26 protein-coding genes and 1 pseudogene are annotated in these 24,020 nt (G+C 70.3%); 21 read left to right on the forward strand and 6 right to left on the reverse strand.

The features are described from left to right. Positions 1-14: 14 nt before the first annotated feature. From ureC to ASF39_RS17080, 4 genes are read right to left on the reverse strand one after another with little or no spacing between them, the layout of a single operon-like run. Positions 15-1,742 carry an urease subunit alpha gene (gene ureC / locus ASF39_RS17065; RefSeq protein ID WP_056286045.1) on the reverse strand — a complete coding sequence of 576 codons (1,728 nt, stop codon included), beginning with the start codon at positions 1,740-1,742 and terminating at the stop codon, positions 15-17. A gap of 16 nt (positions 1,743-1,758) precedes the next feature. Beyond that, a complete protein-coding gene (locus ASF39_RS17070; protein WP_055888900.1) occupies positions 1,759-2,175 on the reverse strand; it encodes a type II toxin-antitoxin system VapC family toxin in 417 nt (138 codons plus the stop codon). Further along, entirely contained in the window at positions 2,172-2,462 is a 291-nt protein-coding gene (locus tag ASF39_RS17075) for an AbrB/MazE/SpoVT family DNA-binding domain-containing protein (protein ID WP_055888902.1), read from the reverse strand. The genes ASF39_RS17070 and ASF39_RS17075 overlap by 4 nt, the downstream gene beginning before the upstream one ends. Positions 2,463-2,512: 50 nt before the next feature. Then, the gene (locus ASF39_RS17080) at positions 2,513-3,133 is read right to left on the reverse strand and encodes an urease subunit gamma (protein WP_082494637.1); all 621 of its coding nucleotides are present in this window, start codon (positions 3,131-3,133) and stop codon (positions 2,513-2,515) included. Between the two features lie 211 nt (positions 3,134-3,344). On the opposite strand from ASF39_RS17080, the gene puuE reads away from it, so the two are divergent. The 14 genes from puuE (at position 3,345) to ASF39_RS17145 (ending at position 17,602) form a co-directional block, all read left to right on the forward strand. Beyond that, positions 3,345-4,247 (forward strand): allantoinase PuuE, encoded by a 903-nt coding sequence (gene puuE / locus ASF39_RS17085; protein ID WP_056286048.1) that lies wholly within the window; start codon positions 3,345-3,347, stop codon positions 4,245-4,247. Positions 4,248-4,307: 60 nt separating this feature from the next. Further along, entirely contained in the window at positions 4,308-5,942 is a 1,635-nt protein-coding gene (locus ASF39_RS17090; protein ID WP_056286050.1) for an aromatic amino acid ammonia-lyase, read from the forward strand. A gap of 150 nt (positions 5,943-6,092) precedes the next feature. Continuing rightward, positions 6,093-7,895: a sensor histidine kinase gene (locus ASF39_RS17095; protein WP_056286053.1), complete on the forward strand. Its 1,803-nt coding sequence runs from the start codon at positions 6,093-6,095 to the stop codon at positions 7,893-7,895. Between the two features lie 160 nt (positions 7,896-8,055). Further along, a complete protein-coding gene (gene rutR / locus ASF39_RS17100; RefSeq protein WP_056286139.1) occupies positions 8,056-8,685 on the forward strand; it encodes an HTH-type transcriptional regulator RutR in 630 nt (209 codons plus the stop codon). A gap of 336 nt (positions 8,686-9,021) precedes the next feature. Then, the gene (locus ASF39_RS21525) at positions 9,022-10,080 is read left to right on the forward strand and encodes a hypothetical protein (RefSeq protein ID WP_156648537.1); all 1,059 of its coding nucleotides are present in this window, start codon (positions 9,022-9,024) and stop codon (positions 10,078-10,080) included. 433 nt (positions 10,081-10,513) lie between these two features. Further along, positions 10,514-11,614 carry a pyrimidine utilization protein A gene (gene rutA, locus ASF39_RS17105; RefSeq protein ID WP_056286055.1) on the forward strand — a complete coding sequence of 367 codons (1,101 nt, stop codon included), beginning with the start codon at positions 10,514-10,516 and terminating at the stop codon, positions 11,612-11,614. Beyond that, the gene (gene rutB / locus ASF39_RS17110) at positions 11,614-12,336 is read left to right on the forward strand and encodes a pyrimidine utilization protein B (protein WP_056286058.1); all 723 of its coding nucleotides are present in this window, start codon (positions 11,614-11,616) and stop codon (positions 12,334-12,336) included. The genes rutA and rutB overlap by 1 nt, the downstream gene beginning before the upstream one ends. Before the next feature lie 48 nt (positions 12,337-12,384). Then, a complete protein-coding gene (gene rutC, locus ASF39_RS17115; protein WP_056286063.1) occupies positions 12,385-12,774 on the forward strand; it encodes a pyrimidine utilization protein C in 390 nt (129 codons plus the stop codon). A 15-nt stretch (positions 12,775-12,789) separates the two neighbouring features. Continuing rightward, complete coding sequence (gene rutD / locus ASF39_RS17120) at positions 12,790-13,572, forward strand: pyrimidine utilization protein D (protein ID WP_056286068.1); 783 nt, start codon at positions 12,790-12,792, stop codon at positions 13,570-13,572. 14 nt (positions 13,573-13,586) lie between these two features. After that, positions 13,587-14,135, forward strand: coding sequence for a flavin reductase (locus ASF39_RS17125; protein WP_056286071.1), 549 nt, complete (start codon positions 13,587-13,589; stop codon positions 14,133-14,135). 79 nt (positions 14,136-14,214) lie between these two features. Then, positions 14,215-15,519 (forward strand): serine--tRNA ligase, encoded by a 1,305-nt coding sequence (serS, locus tag ASF39_RS17130; protein WP_056286076.1) that lies wholly within the window; start codon positions 14,215-14,217, stop codon positions 15,517-15,519. Further along, complete coding sequence (gene surE / locus ASF39_RS17135; RefSeq protein ID WP_056286078.1) at positions 15,519-16,283, forward strand: 5'/3'-nucleotidase SurE; 765 nt, start codon at positions 15,519-15,521, stop codon at positions 16,281-16,283. Before serS ends, surE begins: the two co-directional genes overlap by 1 nt. A gap of 19 nt (positions 16,284-16,302) precedes the next feature. Continuing rightward, entirely contained in the window at positions 16,303-16,956 is a 654-nt protein-coding gene (locus ASF39_RS17140; RefSeq protein WP_056286083.1) for a methyltransferase domain-containing protein, read from the forward strand. Positions 16,957-17,230: 274 nt separating this feature from the next. After that, positions 17,231-17,602: a hypothetical protein gene (locus ASF39_RS17145; RefSeq protein ID WP_156387806.1), complete on the forward strand. Its 372-nt coding sequence runs from the start codon at positions 17,231-17,233 to the stop codon at positions 17,600-17,602. 58 nt (positions 17,603-17,660) lie between these two features. On the opposite strand, the gene ASF39_RS17150 is transcribed toward ASF39_RS17145, so the two are convergent. Together ASF39_RS17150 and ASF39_RS17155 are read right to left on the reverse strand one after the other, a co-directional pair. Further along, positions 17,661-18,473, reverse strand: a complete 813-nt coding sequence (locus tag ASF39_RS17150) for a hypothetical protein (RefSeq protein WP_056286088.1) — start codon at positions 18,471-18,473, stop codon at positions 17,661-17,663. 43 nt (positions 18,474-18,516) lie between these two features. Then, positions 18,517-19,923, reverse strand: a complete 1,407-nt coding sequence (locus ASF39_RS17155; protein ID WP_082494639.1) for a dihydroorotase — start codon at positions 19,921-19,923, stop codon at positions 18,517-18,519. A gap of 88 nt (positions 19,924-20,011) precedes the next feature. Here ASF39_RS17155 and ASF39_RS17160 point away from each other — a divergent pair, with 88 nt between their 5' ends. From ASF39_RS17160 to ASF39_RS17190, 7 genes and pseudogenes are all read left to right on the forward strand, one after another. Further along, positions 20,012-20,878: a folate-binding protein YgfZ gene (locus ASF39_RS17160; RefSeq protein WP_055888930.1), complete on the forward strand. Its 867-nt coding sequence runs from the start codon at positions 20,012-20,014 to the stop codon at positions 20,876-20,878. An 82-nt stretch (positions 20,879-20,960) separates the two neighbouring features. Further along, entirely contained in the window at positions 20,961-21,233 is a 273-nt protein-coding gene (locus ASF39_RS17165; RefSeq protein ID WP_082494647.1) for a type II toxin-antitoxin system ParD family antitoxin, read from the forward strand. 5 nt (positions 21,234-21,238) lie between these two features. Continuing rightward, the gene (locus ASF39_RS17170) at positions 21,239-21,547 is read left to right on the forward strand and encodes a type II toxin-antitoxin system RelE/ParE family toxin (RefSeq protein WP_055888935.1); all 309 of its coding nucleotides are present in this window, start codon (positions 21,239-21,241) and stop codon (positions 21,545-21,547) included. A 46-nt stretch (positions 21,548-21,593) separates the two neighbouring features. Beyond that, positions 21,594-22,208: a DNA-3-methyladenine glycosylase I gene (locus ASF39_RS17175; RefSeq protein ID WP_056286092.1), complete on the forward strand. Its 615-nt coding sequence runs from the start codon at positions 21,594-21,596 to the stop codon at positions 22,206-22,208. Then, entirely contained in the window at positions 22,205-22,813 is a 609-nt protein-coding gene (locus ASF39_RS17180) for an HD family hydrolase (RefSeq protein WP_082494648.1), read from the forward strand. The genes ASF39_RS17175 and ASF39_RS17180 overlap by 4 nt, the downstream gene beginning before the upstream one ends. Next, positions 22,810-23,325, forward strand: a pseudogene (locus ASF39_RS17185) (protein tyrosine phosphatase); the annotation flags it as partial. The gene ASF39_RS17180 and the pseudogene ASF39_RS17185, both read left to right, overlap by 4 nt. Before the next feature lie 152 nt (positions 23,326-23,477). Beyond that, entirely contained in the window at positions 23,478-23,765 is a 288-nt protein-coding gene (locus ASF39_RS17190) for an exodeoxyribonuclease VII small subunit (protein ID WP_055888942.1), read from the forward strand. Positions 23,766-24,020: the final 255 nt, after the last annotated feature.

Below are 24,020 nucleotides of genomic sequence, written 5' to 3' on the forward strand. Positions count from 1 at the left end.
GCTCCCATCCTACCTCAGAACAGAAAATACCGCTGCGCCATCGGCAGCACCTCGGCGGGCTCGCAGACCAGCAGTTCGCCGTCGGCGCGGACGTCGTAGGTCTCCGCGTCGATCTCGATGGTCGGGGTGGCGTCGTTGAGGATCATGCTCTTCTTCGAGATGCCGCCGCGCACGTTCTCCACGGCGACGAACTGCTTCTGGCATCCGAGCCGTTCGCGCAGCCCGTCGTCCATCGCCGCCTTCGAGACGAAGGTGAGGGCGGTGGACCACGGCGAGCGGCCGATGGCCCCGAACATCGGGCGGTAGTGCACGGGCTGGGGCGTGGGGATCGAGGCGTTGGGGTCGCCCATCGGCGCGGTGGCGATCATGCCGCCCTTGATCACGAGGTCGGGCTTCACGCCGAAGAAGGCGGGCGTCCACAGCACGAGGTCGGCGAGCTTGCCCGCCTCCACCGAGCCGACATGGGCCGAGACGCCGTGCGCGATGGCCGGGTTGATCGTGTATTTGGCGATGTAGCGGCGTGCCCGCAGGTTGTCGTTGCCGCTCGTGTCGCCGGGCAGGGCGCCGCGCTGGCGCTTCATCTTGTCGGCCGTCTGCCAGGTGCGGATGACCACCTCGCCGACCCGGCCCATGGCCTGGCTGTCCGACGACATCATCGAGAGCGCGCCGATGTCGTGCAGGATGTCCTCGGCCGCGATGGTCTCCTTGCGGATGCGGCTCTCGGCGAAGGCGAGATCCTCGGGGATCGACGGGTCGAGGTGGTGGCAGACCATGAGCATGTCGAGATGCTCGTCGATGGTGTTCTTCGTATAGGGCCGCGTCGGATTGGTGGACGAGGGCAGCACGTTGGCGAGCCCGGCCACCTTCATGATGTCGGGGGCATGCCCGCCGCCCGCACCCTCGGTGTGGAAGGCGTGGATGGTGCGCCCGGCGAACGCCCGGATCGTATCCTCGACGAACCCCGATTCGTTGAGCGTGTCGGAGTGGATCATCACCTGCACGTCGTGCAGGTCGGCCACCGTGAGGCAGGTGTCGATCGCCTGGGGCGTGGTGCCCCAATCCTCGTGGAGCTTGAGGGCGCAGGCGCCCGCGCTCACCATCTCGACGAGGCTCTCCGGGCGCGAGGCGTTGCCCTTGCCGGCGAACGCCAGGTTCATCGGAAACGAATCCGCCGCCTCGATCATCCGGGCGAGGTGCCACGGGCCCGGCGTGCAGGTGGTGGCGAAGGTGCCGTGCGCCGGGCCGGTGCCGCCGCCGAGCATCGTGGTGACGCCCGAGCACAACGCCTCCTCGATCTGCTGCGGGCAGATGTAGTGGATGTGGCTGTCGAACCCGCCCGCCGTGAGGATCTTTCCTTCCCCCGCGATGACTTCCGTCCCCGGTCCGACGACGATGTCGACGCCGGGCTGGATGTCCGGGTTGCCGGCCTTGCCGAGCCTGAAGATGCGGCCCTTCACGATGCCGACGTCGCATTTCACCACGCCCCAATGGTCCAGCACCACCGCGTTGGTGATGACGGTGTCGACAGCCCCGTCGGCGTTCGTCACCTGGGACTGCCCCATGCCATCGCGAATGACCTTGCCGCCGCCGAACTTCACCTCCTCGCCGTAGGTGGTGTGGTCGCGCTCCACCTCGATGACGAGGCAGGTGTCGGCGAGCCGGATGCGGTCGCCGGTGGTGGGCCCGAACATGTCGGCATAGGCGGCGCGGGGGAGGGAGGCGGGGCGGGGGGTGTTCGACATAGGGGCTTCCAGCGGATCAGGATGTCGGACCGAGCCGCGTGAAATCCGCGGCCTGGACGGCTTTCCGGTCGAACGTCAGCGTCGTGTCGCATCCTCCGTGCCGGTTGATCGCACCGATCAGGTGATCGCTGAAGCCACCACCGCCCGCCGCGAAGCGCGCGATGGCGTCGGCAGCCGCGTCGCGCCGTTCGATCTCGACATTCGAAGCCTCGATCAACCGCCGCAACAGATCGACGAGCACGGATTTGCGCTGCTGCAACGGCTTGTTCAGGACCCAGACCACCTCGGCCAGTACCACCGTGTTGACGAAGAAGCGCTCATTCGGATCCGACAGGATGCGCGTGGCGTCGGCGACCTGCTCGGGATTGTCCACGGGCCAGACGGTCTCATCGACCAGCCAGCGCAGCAGCACGTTGGTATCGAGGCCGATCATCGGTCCTTGGCGCTTTCGTCCTCGCCGGAGGAATCGCCGCCACCCCAACGGGCTGCACGGCTCTCCTCGATCCAACGCGTGATCTGGTCGGTCGTAACCGCCCCGGAGCCGCCGCGGACGATGCCACGCAGGTCCGCGAACGTGGCGACCTGGGCTTCGAGCCGATACCCGCCGGCATCCTCCACGAAGACGAGCGTATCGCCCGGCTTGAGATGCATGGCGGTGCGCAGGCGTGCAGGAACGGTAATCTGCCCCTTCGACGTCACCTTGGCCTCGAACCGTCCCATCGCAGCGACTCCTTACCGTTGCAGCAAAATGTAAGGACCACCGCCCGGAGTCAAAGCTTCCCCATCACATCCCCCCGGAACCCGTACACCTCCCGCGCGCCGAGCAGCGGCACCAGCGACACCTCCCGCGTGGCGCCGGGCTCGAACCGCACGGCGGTGCCCGGCGCGATGTCGAGGCGCTGGCCACGGGCCTTGTCGCGGTCGAAGGTCAGGCCGGCGTTGACCTCGTAGAAATGGTAGTGCGAGCCGACCTGGATCGGCCGGTCGCCGACGTTGGCCACCGCGATCACGGTGCGCGGAGCGCCGTCGTTGAAGACGATGTCGCCCGGCTGCGTCGTCACCGTGCCCGGCACGTCGGCCGAGGCCGCCCCGCGGATCGGGTGGTGGACGGTCACGAGCTTGGTACCGTCGGGGAACGTCGCCTCCACCTGGATGTCGTGGATCATCTCGGCGATCCCCTCCATCACCTGGTCGGCGGTGAGCACATGGGCGCCGGCCTGCATCAGGTCGGCGACCGAGCGGCCGTCGCGGGCGCCCTCGACCACGGCGTCGGTGATGAGCGCGATCGCCTCCGGGTAGTTGAGCTTGACGCCGCGGGCGAGCCGGTTGCGGGCGACCTGGGCGGCCATGGCGACGAGGAGCTTGTCTTTTTCACGCGGGGTCAGGAGCACGGAGCGAACCTCGGGTGCTGGGCACGATGGGCGGGCGATGCAGGCAAGGACCGTGCACGGGTCCGTTCACTTCATGGAACCAGTCGCGCGGCCGCTGCGCAAGGCCGGTCCGGACCTTGCGCAGCCCGGCCGCGATTTGCCAGAAGTCCGACGGATCGGGCATGGCACTGACGGCGCTCGCCCATTCCCCACACCCCCTACGGCAGGCCCCGTGACCTATCCCCGCGACCTCGTCGGCTACGGCCGCAATCCGCCCCATCCGCGCTGGCCGAACGGGGCGCGGATCGCGGTGCAGTTTGTCCTCAACTACGAGGAGGGGGCTGAGAACTGCATCCTGCACGGGGACCCGGCCTCGGAGGCGTTCCTGTCCGAGCTGGTCGGCGCGCAGCCCTGGCCGGGCCAGCGCCACATGAGCATGGAATCGCTGTTCGAATACGGTTCGCGCGCCGGGTTCTGGCGGCTGTGGCGGCTGTTCCAATCGCGAAAAATCCCCGTCACCGTGTTCGCGGTCGCCACGGCGCTCGCCCGCCATCCCGACGTCGCCGCGGCGATGCGGGAGGCGGAGTGGGAGATCGCCTGCCACGGCCTCAAGTGGATCGATTATCGCGATTTCACCCGCGCGCAGGAGAAGGCGCACATGGAGGAGGCGATCCGCATCCACACCGCACTCACGGGGGAGCGCCCGCGCGGCTGGTACACCGGGCGCTCCTCGCCCCACACCCTCGACCTCGGGATCGAGGCCGGGATGACGTATCTGGCCGATTCCTACGCCGACGACCTGCCGTACTGGATCGAGGAGCCGAGCGGGCGCGGCCTCGTGGTGCCCTACACGCTGGACGCCAACGACATGAAATGCGCGGCGATCCAGGGCTTCAACACCGGCGAGCACGTCTTCACCTACCTGCGCGACACCTTCGACGTGCTCTACGCCGAGGGCGAGACCGCCCCGAAGATGATGTCGGTGGGCCTGCATTGCCGCCTGATCGGCCGTCCGGGCCGGATCGGCGCGCTCATCCGCTTCCTCGACCACGTCGCCGCCCACCGGGACGTGTGGGTCGCCCGGCGCATCGACATCGCCGAGCATTGGATCGCGCATCATCCGCCGGGCGGATAGACGCCGGCCTCCGGCCCGATTCCTGCTCGCCCACGGCACGCTTCCCCTCGGAGAGACACGATGACGACACTCACCATCGACGGCCGCACGGTCCAGCCCGCGGACGTCCTGGCCGTGGTGCGTCCCGATGCGAACGGCACCCGCGCCGAGGTCGCGCTCGAGGCCGGCGCCCGCGAGCGGCTGACCGCCGCGCGGGACTACATCGACGCGAACTTCATGACCGACGATGCGCCGCTGATGTATTCGTTCAACACCGGCGTGGGCCTGTTCAAGGACCAGCGGGTGCGCATGGCCGACATGCAGGAGTACCAGCGCCGCACGGTCTATGCGCATGCCACCGGGGTCGGCGAGCCGTTCGACCCGGAGGTGGTGCGCGCCACCATGCTGTTGCGCGCCAACGCGTTCGCCTCGAACTATTCGGGGCCCCGCGTGGCCGTGGTCGAGCGCCTGCTCGCCTGCCTCAATGCCGGCCTCGTGCCGGTGATCCCGCAGAAGGGGTCGGTGGGCGCCTCGGGCGACCTCGCCCCGCTCGCCCATCTGGCGGGCGCGATCTGCGGTTTTTCCGAAGCCGAGATGATGGTCGACGGGCGCCGGATGCCGGCGCGGGAGGCGCTGGCGCAGGCCGGGCTCGCACCGGAGTTTCCCCTGGAGGCCAAGGACGCCTCGGCGCTCATCAACGGCTCCACCGTTTCCCTGGCGCTCGGCGTGCTGGCGCTGGAAGACGCCAAGGCGCTCCTCAAGCACGCCGACATCGCCCTGTCCCTGAGTCTCGAATGCATGCGCTGCGAGACCAAGGCGTTCGATCCGCGCCTGCACGCCGCCCGCCCGCACCAGGGCCAGGCCGCCACCGCCCGCAACGTGCTCCGCCTGCTGGAGGGTTCGCTGCGCTGCACGGAATCGGCCCGGCACACGATCTTCCCCGACGAGGCGCGCGCCCCCGGCACCGCCCCGGCCCCGCGGGTGCAGGACGTCTATTCCCTGCGCTGCGCCCCCCAGGTCCACGGCCCAGTGCGCGAGGCCCTGGCCTACATCGGCGGCATCATCGGCACCGAGATCAACTCGGCCACCGACAACCCGCTGATCTTCGACGACGAACAGGGCGGCTACGCCTGCATCTCGGGCGGGCACTTCCACGGGCAGTACGTCGCCCAGGCGATGGACCTCCTGTCCATCGCGGTCACCGACCTCGGCTCGATCTCCGAGCGGCGCCTGTTCCGGCTCATCGACCCGACGCTGAGCTACGGTCTGCCGCGCAACCTGCTCGCCGGCAAGAAGGGGCTCAACACCGGGTTCGCCACCGTGCAATGCACGCTCTCGGCGCTCGTGATGGAGAACCGCAGCCTGTCGAGCCCCGGCTCGGTGGATTCGATCCCCGGCAAGTCCAACGCCGAGGACCACGTCTCGAACTCGACCTGGTGCGGGCGCAAGGCGCGCACCATCGTCGAGAACGCCGAGCAGATCGTGGCCGGCGAGCTGCTGATGGCCGCCCAGGCCCTGTCGCTGGTGGCCGACGTCGCCAGGGACCACCCCATCGGCAAGGGCACGCAGGCGGCGCTGGCCGCGATCCGCGAGGTCGTCCCGCCGGCCCTCGACGGCGACCGCTGGTACCACACCGAGATGGTGGATGCCCTGGCGCTGCTGCGCTCGGGCGCGGTGGTGAAGGCGGTGGAGGCAGCCATCGGCGACCTCGAATAGGGCGCTTGGCTGGGGTGCTTGGCTGGGGTGCTTGGCGCACCCGACTCTTCCGTCGCGGCAACGGTTACGCTAGGAAGCGAATCGACGACTGTCTCCCGATTTCATCCGCCCCCTCACACCGCGGCGCAAGGCCGGAGGAGGACGCCGGTCATGCGTCTCGAACGCCGCCCGATCGGCCCCGGCGACGGCTCTGCCGCCATCGCGGGGTTTCGGGGGACCGCAACGGGCGCCCGGGCGCGCCTTCCCACCCCGTCGCTGCGCCTCGTCCTCGCCCTCGTTCTCGGCGTGCTCGGCCTCGCCTCGACCCTCGTGCTGACGGCGCTGGTCACCCGCGAGGCGAGCGCGCGGTTGCAGGTGGAGATCGCCGCCCAGCTCAAGGAACTGGCCGGGCACATGGCCCGGACCCTCGACGAGGGCATGTTCGAGCGCCAGCGCGACATCGAGGTGGTGGCCGCCAACGGCTCCCTGCGCGATCCCGAGGCGCCCCTCGCCGCCCGGCGGACGATGCTGCAGGTGCTCCAGCGGACCTATCCGCTCTATTCGATCGTGGGCCTGATCGACCCCGAGGGGCGCGTGCTGGCCACGAGCCGCGGCATCCTCGAAGGCGCCGACGTGTCCCGGCGCGACTATTTCCTGCGCGGGCGCGAGGGCGTGTTCATCGGCGACGTCCACGATGCGGCCCTGCTCCGGAAGGCCCTGTCGCGCCCCGCCGACGAGCCGCTGCGCCTCGTGGACATCGCCGCCCCGGTCCACGGCCCCGACGGCGGCCTCGTCGGCGTGGTCGCCGCCCACCTCGACTGGACCTGGGCGCGGGAGGTGGCGGCCTCGTTCACGCGCTCGCTCACCGGCCGGCGCGCAGGGGCGCAGATCCTGGTGGTGTCGCGCGACGGCACCGTCCTGATCGGACCGCCCTCGCTGGAGGGCAAGGCGCCGGGCCCGGCCATGGCCGCCCTCCTGGCCTCGGCGAAGGAGCATGACGGCAGCGTCGTGACCGACTGGCAGGACGGGGGCACCTACGTCACCGCCGTGGTCGAGACGAAGGGATTTCGCGGCTACCGCGGCCTCGGCTGGAGCGTGGTGGCCCGCCACGAGGTCGACCGGGCGCTCGCCTCCGTCACCGACCTCGAGCGGATGCTCCTGATCTTCGGCAGCCTCGTCGCCCTGGCGGGCGCGGGGCTGGCCTGGCTCCTGGCGGGACGCATCGCCAGGCCCCTGTCGGACCTCGCCGGCGCGGCGGCGGCACTCGGCCGGGACGAGCCGCTGCCGGCCCTCTCGCCGCCGCTGGTGCGGGAGGGCCGCGCGGTGGCCGACGCCCTGGTGCGCGCCTCGGCCGAGCTGCGCCGGCGGGAGGTGGCGCGCCGGCTCCTGGTCGACGAGCTCAACCACCGGGTCAAGAACACCCTGGCCACCGTCCAATCCCTGGCCCGCCAGAGCCTGAGGGCGGCGACCGGGGAGGCCGCGGAGGAGGGGAGGGCGACCTTCGAGGCGAGGCTGTTCGCCCTCGCCAGCGCCCACGACGTCCTCACCCGCGAGAGCTGGGCCAGCGTCGACCTCGCCGACGTGGTGGCCGCGGTGATCCGGCCCTATCGCGGCGGCCCGGCACCGCGGTTCGCCCTGACCGGCCCGGAGGTGCGCCTGTCGCCGCGCACCGCCCTGGCGCTGAGCATGGCGATCCACGAGCTGTGCACCAACGCCGCGAAATACGGCGCCCTCTCCACCGAGACCGGGACCGTGGGCATCGCCTGGCGGGTGGAGCCGGGCGGCGAGGGGCAGGAGCTGCACCTGACCTGGCGGGAGGAGGGCGGCCCGCCGGTGAGCCTGCCCGACCGGCGCGGCTTCGGCTCGCGCCTCATCGAGCGCGGGCTCGCCGCGGAGCTGCGCGGGGCCACCGAGATCCGCTTCGAACCCACCGGCGTCGTCTGCGCCTTGAGCGCCACCCTCACCCCGGCCTGACCGATGGAGCGGCAGGGCGAGCGGGCAGCGCCCGATGGCCGGTAGTTTGGACAGGGCGCTGCTGCGATAGAGGCCACGCGAGAACGACGACGCGCGAGAATGGGGGCCGCCAGCCGTGCCGACAGGGACTTCCGGATCGACAGGACCTTTCGGGCCACCGATCTCCGGGCCACCTCTGCGCCGCCGCCGCAGGGACGGCGCGGCGAGGCGCGAGGCGATCCTCGACGCGGGGCTCGCGGTGTTCTCCGGCGTCGGCCTGCACGGGGCGAGCGTCGAACAGCTCGCCGAGCGGGCCGGGCTCTCGAAGACCAACCTGCTGTATTACTTCCCCTCCAAGGAGGACCTCTACCTGGCGGTGCTGCGCCGGGTCCTCGAGGTCTGGCTCGATCCGCTCCAGGCCCTCGACGCGGACGGCGAGCCGGCCGACGCCCTGCGCGCCTACATCCGCGCCAAGCTCACGCTCTCGCGCGACGCGCCGCAGGCCTCGCGTCTGTTCTGCCTGGAGATCGTCCAGGGCGCGCCGCTGCTGCGGGCCGAACTCGAAGGCCCCCTGCGCGCCCTCGTCGACGCCAAGGCCGCCGTGCTCTCGGGCTGGATCGCGCAAGGACGCATCGGCGCCCACGACCCCCGCCACCTCATCGTCTCGATCTGGGCGATCACGCAGCACTACGCCGACTTCGCCGTGCAGGTGGACGCCATCACCGGCCGCGGCCTCGACGACCCGGCGTTCTTCGAGGGGGTCGTCGCCAGCACGCAGGCCCTGATCCTTGGCGGCCTCGGCCTGCGGTAGGGCAGACGTCGACCGGGCGGGCCGCTGAGCTCACACGATGTCTGGGTCTGGCGCAGGTTCCCTCTCCTTGAAGGAGAGGGACAGGGTGAGGTGCGTGACTTCTTCGGAGAAGGCATTCCCCTCACCCCTTCCCTCTCCCAATGGGAGAGGGGGCACCGACGCGACCGTGCCGACCGAGGCGATCCATCCGGCAGCATTGTCCCGTGACGGTGCACACCATCGGCCCGGAAACATCTCTTCGCTTCAGGATTGAAAAACGTTTCACAGTGCACGTTTTACCGTGACTAACGCCCTCGAAGGTGCCCGGAGACGATGCGTTCCAGATCGTACGTTCTCATGGCGGGGCTCGCGTCGCTCGTCGCCCTTGCGGGCATCGCTTTCCGTGGTGGAGCCGGCGGGGAGACCCTGAACCCCTTCACTCAGGTCGGACGGTTCAAAACCGAGACGGTCTATTTCCGCCTCGTGGTGGACCTGACCTTCGACAAGGCCCCCGTCACGGTCGATGTCGTGGTGGCCTGCGGCCAGCACAGGACGCAATCGCGGGCCCATGGCGGCACGAACGAGACGCTGGGGATGTCCGCCTACGTCTACGCGGTCCGGCTGCCGGGCGACCATGCCGTCAAGGTGCGTACGGTCGGCGTGCCCGGCGCTCCCAACCCCTGCTCCGGCGACACCACTGCCAACGGCCGCGTCCCGAAGAACTGGCTCCCGCTGGTCGTCTGGTACGAGCGGGCCGACGAACTGGCCCATGGTCTCGGCTACGCCGACCAAGACGCCTACGCCAGCCCGATCGCACGGCTCGGCTTTCGCGGCGCCAGGGTGGAGACGGCGAATGCGGAGGACTTCGAGCGGTTCCTGCAGACCGGGCCGAAGAACCTCGTGCCGCCGTACCTGTCGCAGGGGATGTGCTGCCAGGGCATTCCTTTCCTGAGTCAGGGCGAGCCGGTGCCGCCCGAATATCTCGCGCGTCCAGAGAAGGCGTGGAGGTTTGCGGGGACTGCCAGATGCCGCGGCGTCCGTCGCGTCAGGTTGTCGGAAAGCCAGCGCGAGACGATACGGGCCCTGTGGCCGAAGGAACGGCCGGACCGCTGGCAGCCGCCCGCCGAGGGCGAGTACGACCTCATGTTGTCGATTTCTCAGAATACGCCTCGGGGGGGGGCGGCCGGAGACCTACGATCCCGAGCGTGGATCGTCCGGCCCCTCTTCCGACGACACCGTATTCCCGGTCCTGTCGAACGAAGCCCTGCAGGGCCTGGAACGCGACCCGGGCCGCGCCGAAGCCTATGCCCACCATGCGCTCGTCGACGAAACGCCCTCGCTGCGCGGCTTCGTCTTCTGCGACAGCGAAGCGCCGCCCGCCCTCGTCGAGGCCTTCCTGAAGCGCCCTCCCGATAGCTACGGCAGAGAAGGCCGGCGGACATGCCGCCTCGGTGGCATGGATGTACGTGTCAGGAGCGGAGGATGCACTGAGTCCTGGATCGTCTTCGAGCGCGACGAGTACGCTTTCTTTCATTATTATTCATCCGGAGCTTGAGATCGGACGCCCGCCGGCACCCGAGAGACCCGCCGGCGGCGGTCGGGTCGGCCACCGATCGACCGAACGGACCGGCGCCCGCTCACCCAGCGGGCAGGGACGGTCCAGCCGGGAGGCAGACCGACCGGAGTTTATGCAAACCTCGAAAAACCCCGCCTCGGAGTTTGACCGTTTGGTCCGAATGATCTTGGATCGTCCCATCTGCGGGTGAGGAACGGCCTTGGTGCCGGTCCGATCGGGCCCCGGGCTTGCGTCCGGTCGTGCCGAAAAAGTCGTCCTGTCAGCGAGGTTGCCATGAACGTCGGCGTCTTCATTCCGATCGGAAACAACGGCTGGCTCCTGTCGGAGAACGCGCCGCAGTACAAACCGAGCTTCGAGTTGAACAAGCAGGTGGTGCTCAGGGCCGAGCACTACGGGTTCGACTTCGCCCTCTCGATGATCAAGCTGCGGGGCTTCGGCGGCAAGACCGAGTTCTGGGACCACAACCTCGAATCCTTCACGCTGATGGCGGGGCTGGCCGCCGTCACCAGCCGGATCAAGCTGTTCGCCACCGCCGCGACCCTGTGCATGCCCCCCGCCATCACCGCGCGGATGGCCTCGACCATCGATTCGATCTCGAACGGGCGTTTCGGCCTCAACCTCGTCACCGGCTGGCAGCGGCCGGAATATTCGCAGATGGGCCTGTGGCCCGGGGACGAGTACTTTTCGCGCCGCTACGAGTACCTCTCCGAATACGCCCAGGTGCTGCGCGACCTGTGGGAGACGGGGACTTGCGACCGCAAGGGCGAATTCTTCCAGATGGACGATTGCCGCCTCTCGCCCCGGCCGCAGGCCGACATGAAGATCATCTGCGCCGGGCAATCCTCGGCCGGGATGGCGTTCACGGCCAAGTACGCCGACTACAACTTCTGCTTCGGCAAGGGCGTGAACACCCCCACCGCCTTCGCCCCCACGGTGGAGCGGCTGGAGGCCGCCAAGGCCGAGACCGGCCGCGACGTCTCCTCCTACGTCCTGTTCATGATCATCGGTGACGAGACCGCGGAAGCCGCCCGCGCCACCTGGGAGCACTACAAGGCCGGCGCCGACGAGGAGGCGATCGCCTGGTTGGGGGTGCAGGGGGCGGCCGACACCAAGTCGGGGGCCGACACCAACGTGCGCCAGATGGTCGATCCGACCTCGGCCGTGAACATCAACATGGGCACCCTGGTGGGCTCCTACGCCGAGGTCGCCGCCATGCTCGACGAGATCGCCACCGTGCCCGGCACCGAGGGGGTGCTCCTGGTGTTCGACGACTTCCTCAAAGGCATCGAGGATTTCGGCACCCGCATCCAGCCCCTGATGCAGTCGCGCCGGCACGTCTCCGCCGAGGGTGCCGCCATGGCGAAGGTGGCGTGATGGTCGCCGGCTACCACGACCCGCACGGCCGCCACGGGGCGATCACGCTGCCCGCCCGGCCCGAGCCGATCGCCTTCGACGCCGCCGCCACCGCCCTCGTCGTGGTCGACATGCAGAACGCCTATGCCACGAAGGGCGGCTATCTCGATCTCGCCGGCTTCGACGTCTCGGCCACCGGGCCGGTGATCGCCGCCGTCGCGCGGGCCGTGGCGGCGGCCAGCGCCGCCGGCATCCGGGTGGTCTGGTTCCAGAACGGCTGGGACCCGGACTACGTCGAGGCCGGCGGGCCGGGCTCGCCGAACTGGCACAAGTCGAACGCCCTCAAGACCATGCGCGCGCGCCCCGAGATGACGGAGCGGCTGCTCGCCAGGGGCACCTGGGACTACGCGCTGGTCGATGCGCTCCGACCGGAGCCCGGCGACATCGTGCTGCCCAAACCCCGCTACAGCGGGTTCTACCACACGGCCCTCGACAGCCTGCTGCGGGCGCGTGGCATCCGCACCCTGGTGTTCACCGGCATCGCCACCAACGTCTGCGTGGAATCGACCCTGCGCGACGGCTTCTTCCTCGAATACTTCGGCATCGTCCTGGCGGATGCGACCCACCAAGCCGGGCCCGAGAGCCTGCAGGCGGGGGCGCTTTCCAACATCGAGACCTTCTTCGGCTGGGTCTCTGACGTCGCGGCCTTCGAAGCGGCGGTGGGCGCGCCGAGGCCGGAGTAAGGCGCACCCCTTCCTTCCATGCAGACCTCACGGGAGCACCCCAGATCCATGCCCAAGACCGTGATCGTCCCCCCCGGCACCGGCAAGCCGCTGGCGCCCTACGTCCCCGGCACGCTGGCCGACGGCGTGCTCTACGTCTCGGGCACGCTGCCGCTCGACGCGCACGCCGACGTCGTCCACGTCGGCGACGCCACGGCTCAGACCCGGCACGTCCTCGAGACCATCAAGGGCGTGGTCGAGGCCGCCGGCGGCACCATGGAGGACGTGACCTTCAACCACGTCTTCCTGAAGGACTGGGCCGATTACGCCGCCATCAACGCGGTCTACGCCAGCTACTTCCCCGGCGAGAAGCCGGCGCGCTACTGCATCCAATGCGGCCTCGTGAAGCCCGACGCCCTCGTCGAGATCGCGTCCGTCGCCCATGTCGGCAAATCCTGAGGAAGGGCCCGAGGCATGGCGGCGCCGATCCATCACGAAGTCCACGGGTCCGGCGAGCGCGTGGTGCTGCTGTCGCCGGGGCTCGGCGGCGCGGCGGGCTATTTCGCGCCCCAGATCCCGGCGCTGGCCGAACACGCCCGGGTGGTGGCCTACGACCACCGCGGCACCGGCCGCTCCCCGGACGTGCTGGAGCCCGGCCACGACATCGCCGCCATGGCCGGCGACGCGTTTCGCGTCCTCGACGCCTGCGGTGTCGCCGCCTGCGACGTGGTCGGCCATGCGCTGGGCGGCCTGATCGGCCTGCAGATGGCGCTCCTCGCGCCCGAGCGGGTCGGGCGCCTCGTCGTCGTCAACGGCTGGGCCAGGACCGACACGGCGACCAAACGCTGCTTTGCCGCGCGCAAGGCGCTGCTCACCCATGTGGGCGTCGAGGCCTACGTGCGGGCGCAAGCGATCTTCCTCTATCCCGCCCCCTGGCTGTCGCAGAACGCCGAGCGGGTGGCGGCCGACGAGGCTCATGCCCTGGCGCATTTCCCCGGGGCCGCCAACACCCTGGCGCGGATCGCCGCGATCGAGGGGTTCGACCTCTCCGGCCGTCTCGCCGAGATCGCGGCGCCGACCCTCGTGATGGCGGCGCAGGACGACGTTCTGGTGCCCTGGACCTGCTCGCGCGATCTCGCCGCGGGGCTGCCCGAGGCCCGGCTCGAGCTTGCGCCATCGGGCGGCCACGCCCACAGCGTCACGCAGAGCGAGGCCTTCAACGCCGGCCTGCTCGCCTTCCTGGCCCTGCGCCGCTGACCTCCGAGGCCGCGATGACATCGAATTCCAGTGCCGCATCGGTCGAGGCCGCGCCCTATCGCGAGGCGATGGCGCTCCTCGCCAGTGCCGTCCACCTCGTGACGACGGACGGGCCCGGCGGGCGGGCCGGCTTCACCGCCACCGCCGTGTGCAGCGTCAGCGACGCGCCCCCGACCCTGCTGGTCTGCCTCAACCGCGCTTCCTCGGCCTACGCGGCCTTCAGCGGCAACGACGTGCTGTGCGTCAACACGCTGAGCGCCGAACAGGCGGCGGTGTCGGGCGCCTTCGGCGGCAGGACGCCCATGGACGACCGCTTCGCCGCCGCCGCCTGGGGCCGCCTCGCCACCGGCGCCCCGGTGCTGGCGGGCGCGCTCACCGCCTTCGACTGCCGCATCGTCGGCCGCACCCGCGTCGCCAGCCACGACGTGCTGATCTGCGCCGTCGTCGCCCTGGCCGCCCCCGGCGGCGGGGAGGGGCTGGTCTATGCCGGCCGCGGCTACCATGCGGTGCCGCGGCTCCCGGAGCCGTCCGAGACGCCGGCGCCGCTGCGGCGACTGGGATGAAGCGCGGGGATCCCCTCGCCCTTGTCGCGCCTGGGCCGATGCTGCAAAGCGTCCTGGCCTCACGCGAACCGAGCCGCCCATGCACGACATCCGCGCCATCCGCGAGAACCCGGACGCCTTCGACGGCGCGCTCAGGCGGCGCGGTCTCGCGCCCCTCGCGGCCGAACTGATCGCGCTCGACGACGCGCGCAAGGGCGCGGTCTCGGCGGCGCAGGCCAATCAGGAGCGGCGCAACGCGCTCTCCAAGGAGGTCGGCGCGGCCAAGAAGGCCAAGGACGAGGCGCGGGCGGCCGAACTGATGGCCGAGGTGGCCCGCTTGAAGGACGAGGCGCCCAGCCTGGAGACCGCGCAGGCCGAGGCGGGCCGGGTGCTCGACGACAAACTCGCCGCGATCCCCAACAGCCCCAAGCCCGAGGTGCCCGAGGGCGCCGACGAGCACGGCAACGTCGCATACCGGACCTTCGAGGCCAACCGCCCGCATCTGGCCACCGGCCAACAGCACTTCGAGCTCGGCGAAGCCTCGGGCCTGATGGACTTCGAGGCGGCCTCGCGGATGTCGGGGGCGCGCTTCGTGGTGCTGAAAGGCCAGCTCGCCCGGCTGGAGCGGGCGCTCGGCCAGTTCATGCTCGACCTGCACACGGGCGAGCACGGCTACACCGAGGTGGCGCCGCCGATCCTGGTGCGCGACGAGGCGATGTTCGGCACGGCGCAGCTGCCGAAGTTTCGGGACGATCAGTTTCGAGCGGGCGACGCGTTTTGGCTCATCCCCACCGCCGAAGTCCCCCTCACCAACCTCGTGCGCGAATCCATCCTGACGGAAGACGAGCTCCCGCTCCGCTTCACCGCGCTCACCCCGTGCTTTCGCGCCGAGGCCGGCTCGGCGGGGCGCGACACCCGCGGCATGCTGCGCCAGCACCAGTTCAACAAGGTCGAGCTCGTCTCGATCACCACGCCCGACCAGTCGGCCCAGGAACACGAGCGCATGCTCGGCTCGGCCGAAGCCGTGCTGAAGAAGCTCGACCTGCCGTTCCGGGTGATGACGCTGTGCACCGGCGACATGGGCTTCGCATCCCAGAAAACCTACGACATCGAGGTCTGGATGCCGGGGCAGGGGACCTTTCGCGAGATCTCGTCCTGCTCGGTCTGCGGCGAATTCCAGGCGCGACGGATGAACGCGCGCTACCGCCCCAAGGAGGGCAAGGGCGCCGCCTTCGTCCATACCCTCAACGGGTCGGGCGTGGCGGTGGGCCGTGCCCTCATCGCGGTGATGGAGAACTACCAGAACCCGGACGGCAGCGTCACGGTGCCGTCGGTGCTCAAACCCTATATGGGCGGCATCGAGCGAATCGCAGGATCCGAGCGAACCGAAGGACACAAGGCCTGATGCGAATCCTGGTCACCAACGACGACGGCATCCACGCCCCCGGGCTCGCCACCCTGGAGGGCATCGCCAAGTCGCTGTCCGACGACGTCTGGGTGGTGGCACCCGAGAGCGACCAGTCGGGCGTGTCGCACTCGCTGTCGCTCAACGATCCCCTGCGACTGCGCGAGGTCTCCGAGAAGCGCTTCGCCGTGAAGGGCACGCCCTCCGATTGCGTGATCATGGGCGTGCGCCACATCCTGAAGGACCACGGGCCGGACCTGGTGCTGTCGGGCGTCAACCGTGGCCAGAACGTCGCCGAGGACGTGACCTATTCGGGCACCATCGCGGCGGCGATGGAGGGCACCATCCTCAACGTGCGGTCGATCGCGCTGAGCCAGGCCTATGGCGCGGGCGGGCGCGGGGCGATCAAGTGGGGGTGTGCGGCCGCCCACGGCCCGGCCGTGGTCAGGAAGATCCTGGAGACGGGGATCGAGCCCGGCATCATCGTCAACGTCAACTTCCCCGATTGCGAGCCCGAGGAGGTCCAGGGCGTCGCGGTGGCCGCGCAGGGCTTTCGCAACCAGGCGCTGCTCGCCATCGACGCCCGGCAGGACGGGCGCGGCAACCCGTATTTCTGGCTGGCCTTCAACAAGGCGCGGTTCGAGCCGGGCCACGGCACCGACCTCAAGGCCATCGCCGAGAACCGCATCTCGGTGACGCCGCTGCGCCTCGACCTCACCGACGAGCCGACGCTGACCCGCTTCGCCCTCGCCTTCGAGGACTGACCTGAGCGGCGGCGCGGCCATGGACCACGAGGCCGGCGCCATCGAGGACGCCGCCTTCGTGCTCGCCATGCGCGGGCACGGGGTGCGCGACACCGCCGTGCTGCGGGCGATGGAGCGGGTCCCGCGCGAGCGGTTCGCGCCCGAGCGTCACCGCCACCTCGCCCGCCGCGACATCGCCCTGCCGCTGGCCTGCGGCCAGACCATGACCGCCCCCACGGCGATCGCCGCCATGCTGACGGCCCTGTCGGTGCAGCCCGGGGCGCGGGTGCTGGAGATCGGCACCGGCTCGGGCTACGTCACCGCGCTACTGGTCAACCTCGGCGCCGCCCATGTCCGCAGCATCGAGCGCTATGCCGGCCTCGGCCGGGATGCGCGCGAGCGCCTCGAGGCGGACGGCCTCGACGAGGCGGTGGTGGAGATCGGCGACGGGCTGGCACACCGCCCCGGCGACGGCCCGTTCGACCGCATCCTCGTCAGCGGCACCTGTCCGGCGCTGCCGGCGCATCTGGCCGAATCCCTCGCCCCCGGCGGCCGCCTGGTGACCGCGGTCGGGCGCCCGGAGGCGGGGCGCCTGCTGCGCGTCGAGCGCGGCCCCGACGGCGCCCTCGTCCACCGCGTCGGCACCGGCCTCAGGATCGCCCCGCTCACGCCGGGCCGGGCGGCGATGGTCTAGCCGATCGGTCCGGCAGCCGAGGGCCTCAACCGTGAGGTGCCGGACCGATGCGGGGAGGCCGCGGACAGCGCGCAGGGTTCCGGACGCCTCCGTCAAGGCCGTGGACGGGAGACCGGAGGCGTTCTCGAGGATCGCGGCCGGGTCAAGGCGACACCTCGAAGTGCTCCGAAGGATACCCGCGAAAACTACGTAGTCCGCCGATGAAGCTTGGCCAAGGGAGCCGCGCTTGGTTAAGTCATGCGCGAACGGTTTTTAAGATAAGGAATCAATGATCATGAAATCCATCACTGCCGTCTCTGCCGCGCTGATCGCAGCGGTGTCTTTCATGGGGACGTCGGATGCGGCGAATGCCGGCTGTCGCTCGTGCGGTCCTGTCTCCCCCGTCTACAAGTACAGGACCGTCAACAAGGTCTCGCACATGACGCAGTATCGTGACGTCCGGCGCACGAACTACGTCCACAAGACCCGCCACATCTACAACGTCACCCGCGTCCGCCCGATCGTGCAGGTCCATACGGTGACCCGCGTCCACCACCATTCCGTCCCGGTGATCCACAACGTGAGCGTGTCCAGCGTGCAGCGCCTGCCGACGCAATACGTCCACAGCAACAGCGTCCGGAACGTCTATCACGGCTGCGGCTGCTAGTAGGCGAAACGGCCGGATGCGGCCGCGCACCGCCGCATCCAGCCGGTGACGGGCTCGGTCAATCGCGACTGGCCGTCTTCGGCACGGCCAGGCACGCCTTCGGGCAGACGGGCGCCCGCCCCAGGAGCCGTTCGAGGGCGGCCTGCGGACCCCGCCCGCACAGCTTGGCGAGGAACATCCGGTCCTCGGTGCCAAGATCGGGAATCCGGCAGGAGGCCACCATCGTGCGCTCCGCCTGCCCCCAAAGCGCCGAGATGGCGGCCTTGGTGTCCGGACGCTTCAACGCGGCCCAGGCGACCGGGTCGGCCTCGGCCGCTTCGACGTAGAGCGCGACGAAGCTCATCAGCGCGGACAGACCGTCGCGGTGGGACGGCCGGCGGTCGGGCGTGCGCAGGTCGTCGAGGGCCAGCGCCGTGTCGAGGTCGTGGGTGTAGGCGTTCAGTTCGTCGAGCAGGTACCGGAAATCGGTCGCCGAGGTCGCGCCGCTTGCACGCAGGTAGGTGGTCACGAACAGGCCCGGCCGGAATTGCCGCGCGATCCTGGCAGGCGCGAACAGGGCGGTACCTTCGGGCGGGCGCCCGACCGCGCCGCCCCCCACCAGCGGATAGGCGTCGCCATCGGCGGTCAGCATGTGCACCGACTCGTGCACCGCCGTCGGCAAGGCGTATTGGGCGTCCTCGCAATCGATCCAGGTGCGGAAGAAGGCCTTGTCCGCGATCGCCCGGAAGACCGAATACCCGTTCGGCGATGCCGCCTTCAGGACGTCGACGGCTTTGGCGCTGCAATCGCCGGCGACGGCCGGCCCGGCGCCCACCACCGCAGCGACCTGGAGCACGAGCCCGAAGAGGGCTGTTCGCACGGTCTTACGCATGGGCCCGCATCCTCGCGAAAAGCGGATGCTGGCGCCGATAGGGTTAAGGAATGGCTTCGGACCCCGCAGGCCCCTGCGGGGAAAGCCCATCCGCCGAGAAATCCACACTCTCGGGTGCGGTCGCCAGCGTCTCCTCGAACACCACCGCCTCGCCCCGGCCCGGCGTCAGCAGCTCGCCCTGCCACATCACGCAGGCGCCGCGCACCAATGTCCCCACCGGCCAGCCGGTGACGGTGACGCCGTCGTAGGGCGTCCAGCCGCATGTGGAGGCGATCCAGCCGTTGCGGATGGTCTCGCGGCGCTTGAGGTCGACCACCGTCACGTCGCCGTCGTAGCCCACCGCGAGGCGTCCCTTGCGGGCGATGCCGAACAGGCGCTTGGGGCCCGCACTCGTCATGTCGACGAAGCGGGCGAGGGACAGTCGGCCGGCGGCGACGTGGTCGAGCATGACCGGCACCAGGGTCTGCACGCCGGTCATGCCCGAGGGCGACTCGGGGTAGGGCCTGGCCTTTTCCTCCAGGAGATGCGGGGCGTGGTCGGAGCCGAGGATGTCGGCGACCCCTTGCGAGAGCCCGTGCCAGATCCCGTCACGATGGGACGCATCGCGCACGGGCGGGTTCATCTGCACCAGCGTGCCGAGCCGCGCGTAGGCTTCCGTGCCGTCGAGGGTGAGGTGGTGCGGCGTCACCTCGCAGCTCGCCACGTCCTTGTGGTCGGCGAGATAGGCCATCTCCTCCTTGGTGGAGATGTGGAGGATGTGGATGCGCGCCCCCGTCCGCCGCGCGATGCGTACGAGGCGCTGCGTCGCCTTCAGGGCGGCCTCGGGCGAACGCCAGACCGGATGCGAGGACGGATCGCCCGGAACCCGCAGCCCCTTGCGCGCGCGCAACATCGGCTCGTCCTCGGCGTGGAAGGCGGCGCGGCGGCGGGTGCGCCGGAGGATCTCGGTGACGCCGGCATCGTCCTCCACCAGCAGCGCCCCGGTGGAGGAACCCACGAACACCTTGATCCCGGCCGCCCCCGGCAGGCGTTCGAGCGCGGCGACCTCATGCGCGTTCTCGTGGGTGCCGCCGACCCAGAACGCGAAGTCGCAATGCATGAGGTGATGGGCGCGGGCGACCTTGTCGGCGAGCGTGCCGGCGCTGGTGGTGAGCGGGTTGGTGTTGGGCATCTCGAATACCGCCGTCACCCCGCCCATGACGGCGGCGCGCGAGCCCGATTCGAGGTCCTCCTTGTGGTCGAGCCCCGGCTCGCGGAAATGCACCTGGGTGTCGATGACGCCCGGCAGCAGGTGCAGGCCGGTGCAGTCGCGCCGCTCGGCGGTCGACGCCGCGGAGAGGTCGCCGATGGCCGCGATGCGCCCGGCCCTCAGGCCGAGATCGGCCCGGTGCTCGCCGTCCTGGTTCACGATGGTGCCGCCGGCCAGGACGAGATCGAAGGGCTGGTCCATCGGTGTCGCTCCGGGTCGGCGTTGAGACGGGGATGGCGGCGGCTTATGTCAGCGATGCGCGGCGCGCAACGCCGCTTCAGGAACCGCCATGCCGATCGCCCTGCTGCCGGACCGTGCCGTCGTCACCCTCACCGGCGAGGATGCGCAGAGCTTCCTCCAAGGCGTGGTCACCTGCAACGTCGAGACCCTCCAACCGGGCGAGGCACGGCTCGGGGCGCTCCTGAGCCCGCAGGGCAAGATCCTGTTCGACTTCCTGGTCTCGCGCCGGGGCGACGGCTTTGCCCTCGACGCGCCGGCCGAGCGGGCCGGCGACCTCGTCAAGCGCCTCGGCCTCTACAAACTGCGCGCCAAGGTCGCCGTCGCCCTCGACCCGACGCTGGGCGTCGCGGCCGCCTGGGACGGGGCGACGACCGCGGCAGAAGTCACCCGGGCTGGGGTCACCCGGGCTGAGGACGCGCGCCTGCCGGCGCTGGGGGCGCGGCTGTACTTCTCGCAAGGCGCCTTCTCGGCCGATGCCACGGAAGAGGATTACCACGCCCACCGTATCGGCCTCGGCATACCCGAGGGCGGGCGCGACTTTCCCTACGGCGACGCCTTCCCGCACGAGGCGCTGATGGACCAGATCGGCGGCGTCGACTTCAGGAAGGGCTGCTACGTCGGCCAGGAGGTGGTCTCGCGCATGCAGCACCGGGGCAGCGCCCGCACCCGCGTGGTGCCGGTGGTCTTCGTCTCGGGCGAGGCGCCGGCACCCGGAACCGAGGTCACCGCGGGCCAGAAGACCCTCGGGGTGACCGGCAGCCGGGCCGGGACCCGCGGACTCGCCATGATCCGCCTCGACCGCCTGGCCGACGCCCTGGCGCTGGGCGAGCCACTGCGGGCGGGCGGCACGGTCCTCGGCGTCGAGAAGCCGGCGTTCGCGACCTTCGCGTTTCCCGAGGTCGGCGTTGCGGGGTAGACAGCCCGGACGGCCCGCTTTGACAATCGCGGCCGGACGCCTTCCTGTCGCAGACATGATCACCGTCGCAGGGATGATGACGATGCCGGACGTAGACCTGGGCCAGCACTTCGACGGCTTTATCCAGCGTCAGGTCGAGAGTGGGCGATTTGAAAGCGCCAGCGACGTCGTCCGCGCGGCACTGCGCCTTCTCGAAGATCATGAAGCCTCGCTCGGCGAGCATCGCGCCGCACTCAAGCGCAGCATCGACGCGGCCTTCGATGATCCCAGGCCGAGCCTTCCGGCCGGTCAGGTTTTCGCGAGCCTTCGGGCTTATCATGCCGAGGCGATGAAAGCCGAAGGGCAGGGGGGTTAAGCGGCATGGCGGCCGAACTCGTCTTCCGCGAAGCCGCGCAAACCGATCTCTTCAGTCTCTATCACTATATCGCCGAGCAGTCGGGCCGAGCCAGGGCCGGTGCCTATATCGACCGCCTCGAAGCGGCCTGCTTTCGGCTTCGGGATTTTCCCGAGCGCGGCACGCGCCGCGATGACTTGCGGCCAGGATTGCGCACCATCGGATTCGAGCGTCGGGTCACCATCGTGTTCAGCGTGGACGAGGAATTCATCGTGATCGGTCGCATCCTCTATGGCGGTCGCGACCTCGATACGCTGCTGGGCGAACCCGGTTAGCGGACGCCGGTTGGTCTTTCCCGATCCGTATCGCTAAACCGCCGCCATGCCCCCCGACGCCACCGGCCTGATCCACCATGCCGACGGCCGCGCCCGCTGCTGGTGGGCCGGCACGGACGCGACCTATGTCGCTTACCACGACACCGAATGGGGCGTGCCCGAGCACGACGGCCGCGCCCTGTACGAGAAACTGATCCTCGACGGGTTCCAGGCCGGCCTGTCCTGGATCACCATCCTGCGCCGGCGCGACGCTTTTCGACGCGCCTTCGCGGGCTTCGACCCGGAGGCCATCGCCCGGTTCGACGAGACGGATGTCGAGCGGCTGATGGGCGACGCCGGCATCATCCGCAACCGGGCCAAGATCGTCGGCACGGTCGCGGGCGCCCGTGCCTTCCTCCGGATCGAGGAGAGCGGCCCCGGTTTTTCGCGCTTTCTCTGGGATTTCGTGGAGGGTTCTCCGATCCAGGGTGAAGCGACCAGCCGCACCGAGATCCTGACCGAGACCGAGGTCTCGCGCCGGATGGCCAAGGCGCTCAAGGCCGAAGGCTTCAGCTTCTGCGGGCCGGTCATCGTCCATGCCTTCATGCAGGCGGTGGGGATGGTCAACGACCACCTCGTGGGCTGCCATCGCCACGCCCCGTGCGCGGCCCTCTCCCGATGAGCGCGGCCGCGCCCCGCGCCTGGCAGCGGATGCTGTCGGGTCGCCGCCTCGACCTCCTCGATCCCTCGCCCGCCGACATCGAGATCGCCGACATCGCCCACGGGCTCGCCCGGGTCGCGCGCTGGAACGGCCAGACCCACGGACCGCACGTGTTCTCGGTGGCCCAGCACGCCCTCCTGGTGGAGGCGATCGGCCGCCACCTCGAGCCCGGGACCACCCCGGCGGACCGCCTCGAACTCCTGCTGCACGATGCCCCGGAATACGTGGTCGGCGACCTGATCTCGCCCTTCAAGGCGGCGATCGGCCAGTCCTACAAGGCGGTGGAGATCCGCCTGCTGGCGGCGATCCGGCTGCGGTTCGGCCTGGCGCCCCCGTCCGCGGCCGTCCGCGCCCTGGTCAAGCGGTCGGACGCCGTCGCGGCCCGCCACGAGGCGACCCGTCTGGCCGGTTTCGACGTGGCGGAGGCCGGGCGCATCTTCGGCGAGGCGTTGCCGCTGCCGGATCCGGTGGCGGCCCTGCTCGACCCCTGGCCGACGGCGCAGGCACAAGCCCGCTTCCTGACGCGCTTCGGCGACCTGTGCACCTCCACCGGGACGACACCATGACCGGGACGGCCGCCCTCTACGTCTGCCCCCTGTCGCGGCTCGACGAGACCGTCGCGGCCACGGGTGCCCGCGACGTGATCACGCTGGCCACCGTCGGCACCCCGGTGGCGCGGCCGGAGGGGATCGCGCCCGGGCGCCATTGCGTGATCGGCGTCAGCGACATCGCCGTGCCTTTGGAGGGTCACGTCCTTCCCGCCGAGGCGCATGTCCGCGCCCTGCTGGCCGTGGCCGAGGGCTGGGACCGGGCAAGCCCCCTGGTGATCCATTGCTATGCCGGCATCGGCCGCTCGACGGCCGCCGCCTTCGTCGTGGCCTGCGCCCTCGATCCCGACCGGGACGAGGCGGCCATCGCCGAGACCCTGCGTGCGGCCGCCCCGAGCGCGACCCCGAACCCGCGCCTCGTCGCCGTGGCCGATGCGATGCTCGGGCGCGAGGGCCGGATGGCGGCGGCCATCGCTGCCATCGGACGCGGCGCCGAGGCCTTCGAGGGAACGCCGTTTCGCCTCGATCTGCCGGCTCCGGCGCTTCGTGAACCACGCGACGAGTGTGGCGCAAACGACGCCACGAACGGCGATTTCTCCCCGTCCGACGACCCTGCGTAGCCGGCAGGCTTGCCGGGTGAGGCCGCTCGGGCCTAAACCGGCACCGAGGATGGACCCGAGGAATGACCGCAGCCCGACCCGCCACGGCGTCGCCCCCGCAGACCGGCTCCGTGCCGGCGGTGGAGGCCGACCTGCCCTTCGAATCCGCCATCGCGCAGCTCGAGGACATCGTGCGGCGCCTGGAGAAGGGCGACGTGCCGCTCGACGAATCCGTGGCGATCTACGAGCGCGGCGAGGGCCTCAAGCGCCATTGCGAGGCGTTGTTGCAGCGGGCCGAGGCGCGCATCCAGACCATCACCCACGATCCCGCCGGGCGCGCCACCGGGACCGCGCCCCTCGACGTGGAATGACCCCGCCATGACCGTGGGCAAGAACTCGGCGGGCAAGAGCCCGGTGGGCAAGAACCCGACCGGTAATAACCCGATTTGTCGAACGGACGCAGAATGTTGCGGCCGTCTCTTTCCTCCGGACGTGAGGTCCTCTCTGTGTCACGGATAGAAGCCGAACCCTCGATTCTGGACGGTCTTGTCGAGACGTCGTCGCTGCGGGCCCTGCCCGAGGGCGAGTTGCAGGCTGTGGCCGATGCGGTGCGGCGGGAGATGATC

Source organism: Methylobacterium sp. Leaf108, from assembly GCF_001423265.1.
Classification (GTDB): Bacteria; Pseudomonadota; Alphaproteobacteria; order Rhizobiales; family Beijerinckiaceae; genus Methylobacterium.

Coding starts and splice junctions, on each gene's coding strand:
- ureC (WP_056286045.1), bottom strand. CDS start 1,742: ATGTCGAACACCCCCCGCCCCGCCTCCCTCCCCCGCGCCGCCTATGCC.
- ASF39_RS17070 (WP_055888900.1), bottom strand. CDS start 2,175: ATGATCGGCCTCGATACCAACGTGCTGCTGCGCTGGCTGGTCGATGAG.
- ASF39_RS17075 (WP_055888902.1), bottom strand. CDS start 2,462: ATGGGACGGTTCGAGGCCAAGGTGACGTCGAAGGGGCAGATTACCGTT.
- ASF39_RS17090 (WP_056286050.1), top strand. CDS start 4,308: ATGACGACACTCACCATCGACGGCCGCACGGTCCAGCCCGCGGACGTC.
- ASF39_RS17095 (WP_056286053.1), top strand. CDS start 6,093: ATGCGTCTCGAACGCCGCCCGATCGGCCCCGGCGACGGCTCTGCCGCC.
- ASF39_RS21525 (WP_156648537.1), top strand. CDS start 9,022: ATGGCGGGGCTCGCGTCGCTCGTCGCCCTTGCGGGCATCGCTTTCCGT.
- rutA (WP_056286055.1), top strand. CDS start 10,514: ATGAACGTCGGCGTCTTCATTCCGATCGGAAACAACGGCTGGCTCCTG.
- rutB (WP_056286058.1), top strand. CDS start 11,614: ATGGTCGCCGGCTACCACGACCCGCACGGCCGCCACGGGGCGATCACG.
- rutC (WP_056286063.1), top strand. CDS start 12,385: ATGCCCAAGACCGTGATCGTCCCCCCCGGCACCGGCAAGCCGCTGGCG.
- rutD (WP_056286068.1), top strand. CDS start 12,790: ATGGCGGCGCCGATCCATCACGAAGTCCACGGGTCCGGCGAGCGCGTG.
- ASF39_RS17125 (WP_056286071.1), top strand. CDS start 13,587: ATGACATCGAATTCCAGTGCCGCATCGGTCGAGGCCGCGCCCTATCGC.
- serS (WP_056286076.1), top strand. CDS start 14,215: ATGCACGACATCCGCGCCATCCGCGAGAACCCGGACGCCTTCGACGGC.
- surE (WP_056286078.1), top strand. CDS start 15,519: ATGCGAATCCTGGTCACCAACGACGACGGCATCCACGCCCCCGGGCTC.
- ASF39_RS17140 (WP_056286083.1), top strand. CDS start 16,303: ATGGACCACGAGGCCGGCGCCATCGAGGACGCCGCCTTCGTGCTCGCC.
- ASF39_RS17145 (WP_156387806.1), top strand. CDS start 17,231: ATGAAATCCATCACTGCCGTCTCTGCCGCGCTGATCGCAGCGGTGTCT.
- ASF39_RS17150 (WP_056286088.1), bottom strand. CDS start 18,473: ATGCGTAAGACCGTGCGAACAGCCCTCTTCGGGCTCGTGCTCCAGGTC.
- ASF39_RS17155 (WP_082494639.1), bottom strand. CDS start 19,923: ATGGACCAGCCCTTCGATCTCGTCCTGGCCGGCGGCACCATCGTGAAC.
- ASF39_RS17160 (WP_055888930.1), top strand. CDS start 20,012: ATGCCGATCGCCCTGCTGCCGGACCGTGCCGTCGTCACCCTCACCGGC.
- ASF39_RS17165 (WP_082494647.1), top strand. CDS start 20,961: ATGCCGGACGTAGACCTGGGCCAGCACTTCGACGGCTTTATCCAGCGT.
- ASF39_RS17170 (WP_055888935.1), top strand. CDS start 21,239: ATGGCGGCCGAACTCGTCTTCCGCGAAGCCGCGCAAACCGATCTCTTC.
- ASF39_RS17175 (WP_056286092.1), top strand. CDS start 21,594: ATGCCCCCCGACGCCACCGGCCTGATCCACCATGCCGACGGCCGCGCC.
- ASF39_RS17180 (WP_082494648.1), top strand. CDS start 22,205: ATGAGCGCGGCCGCGCCCCGCGCCTGGCAGCGGATGCTGTCGGGTCGC.
- ASF39_RS17190 (WP_055888942.1), top strand. CDS start 23,478: ATGACCGCAGCCCGACCCGCCACGGCGTCGCCCCCGCAGACCGGCTCC.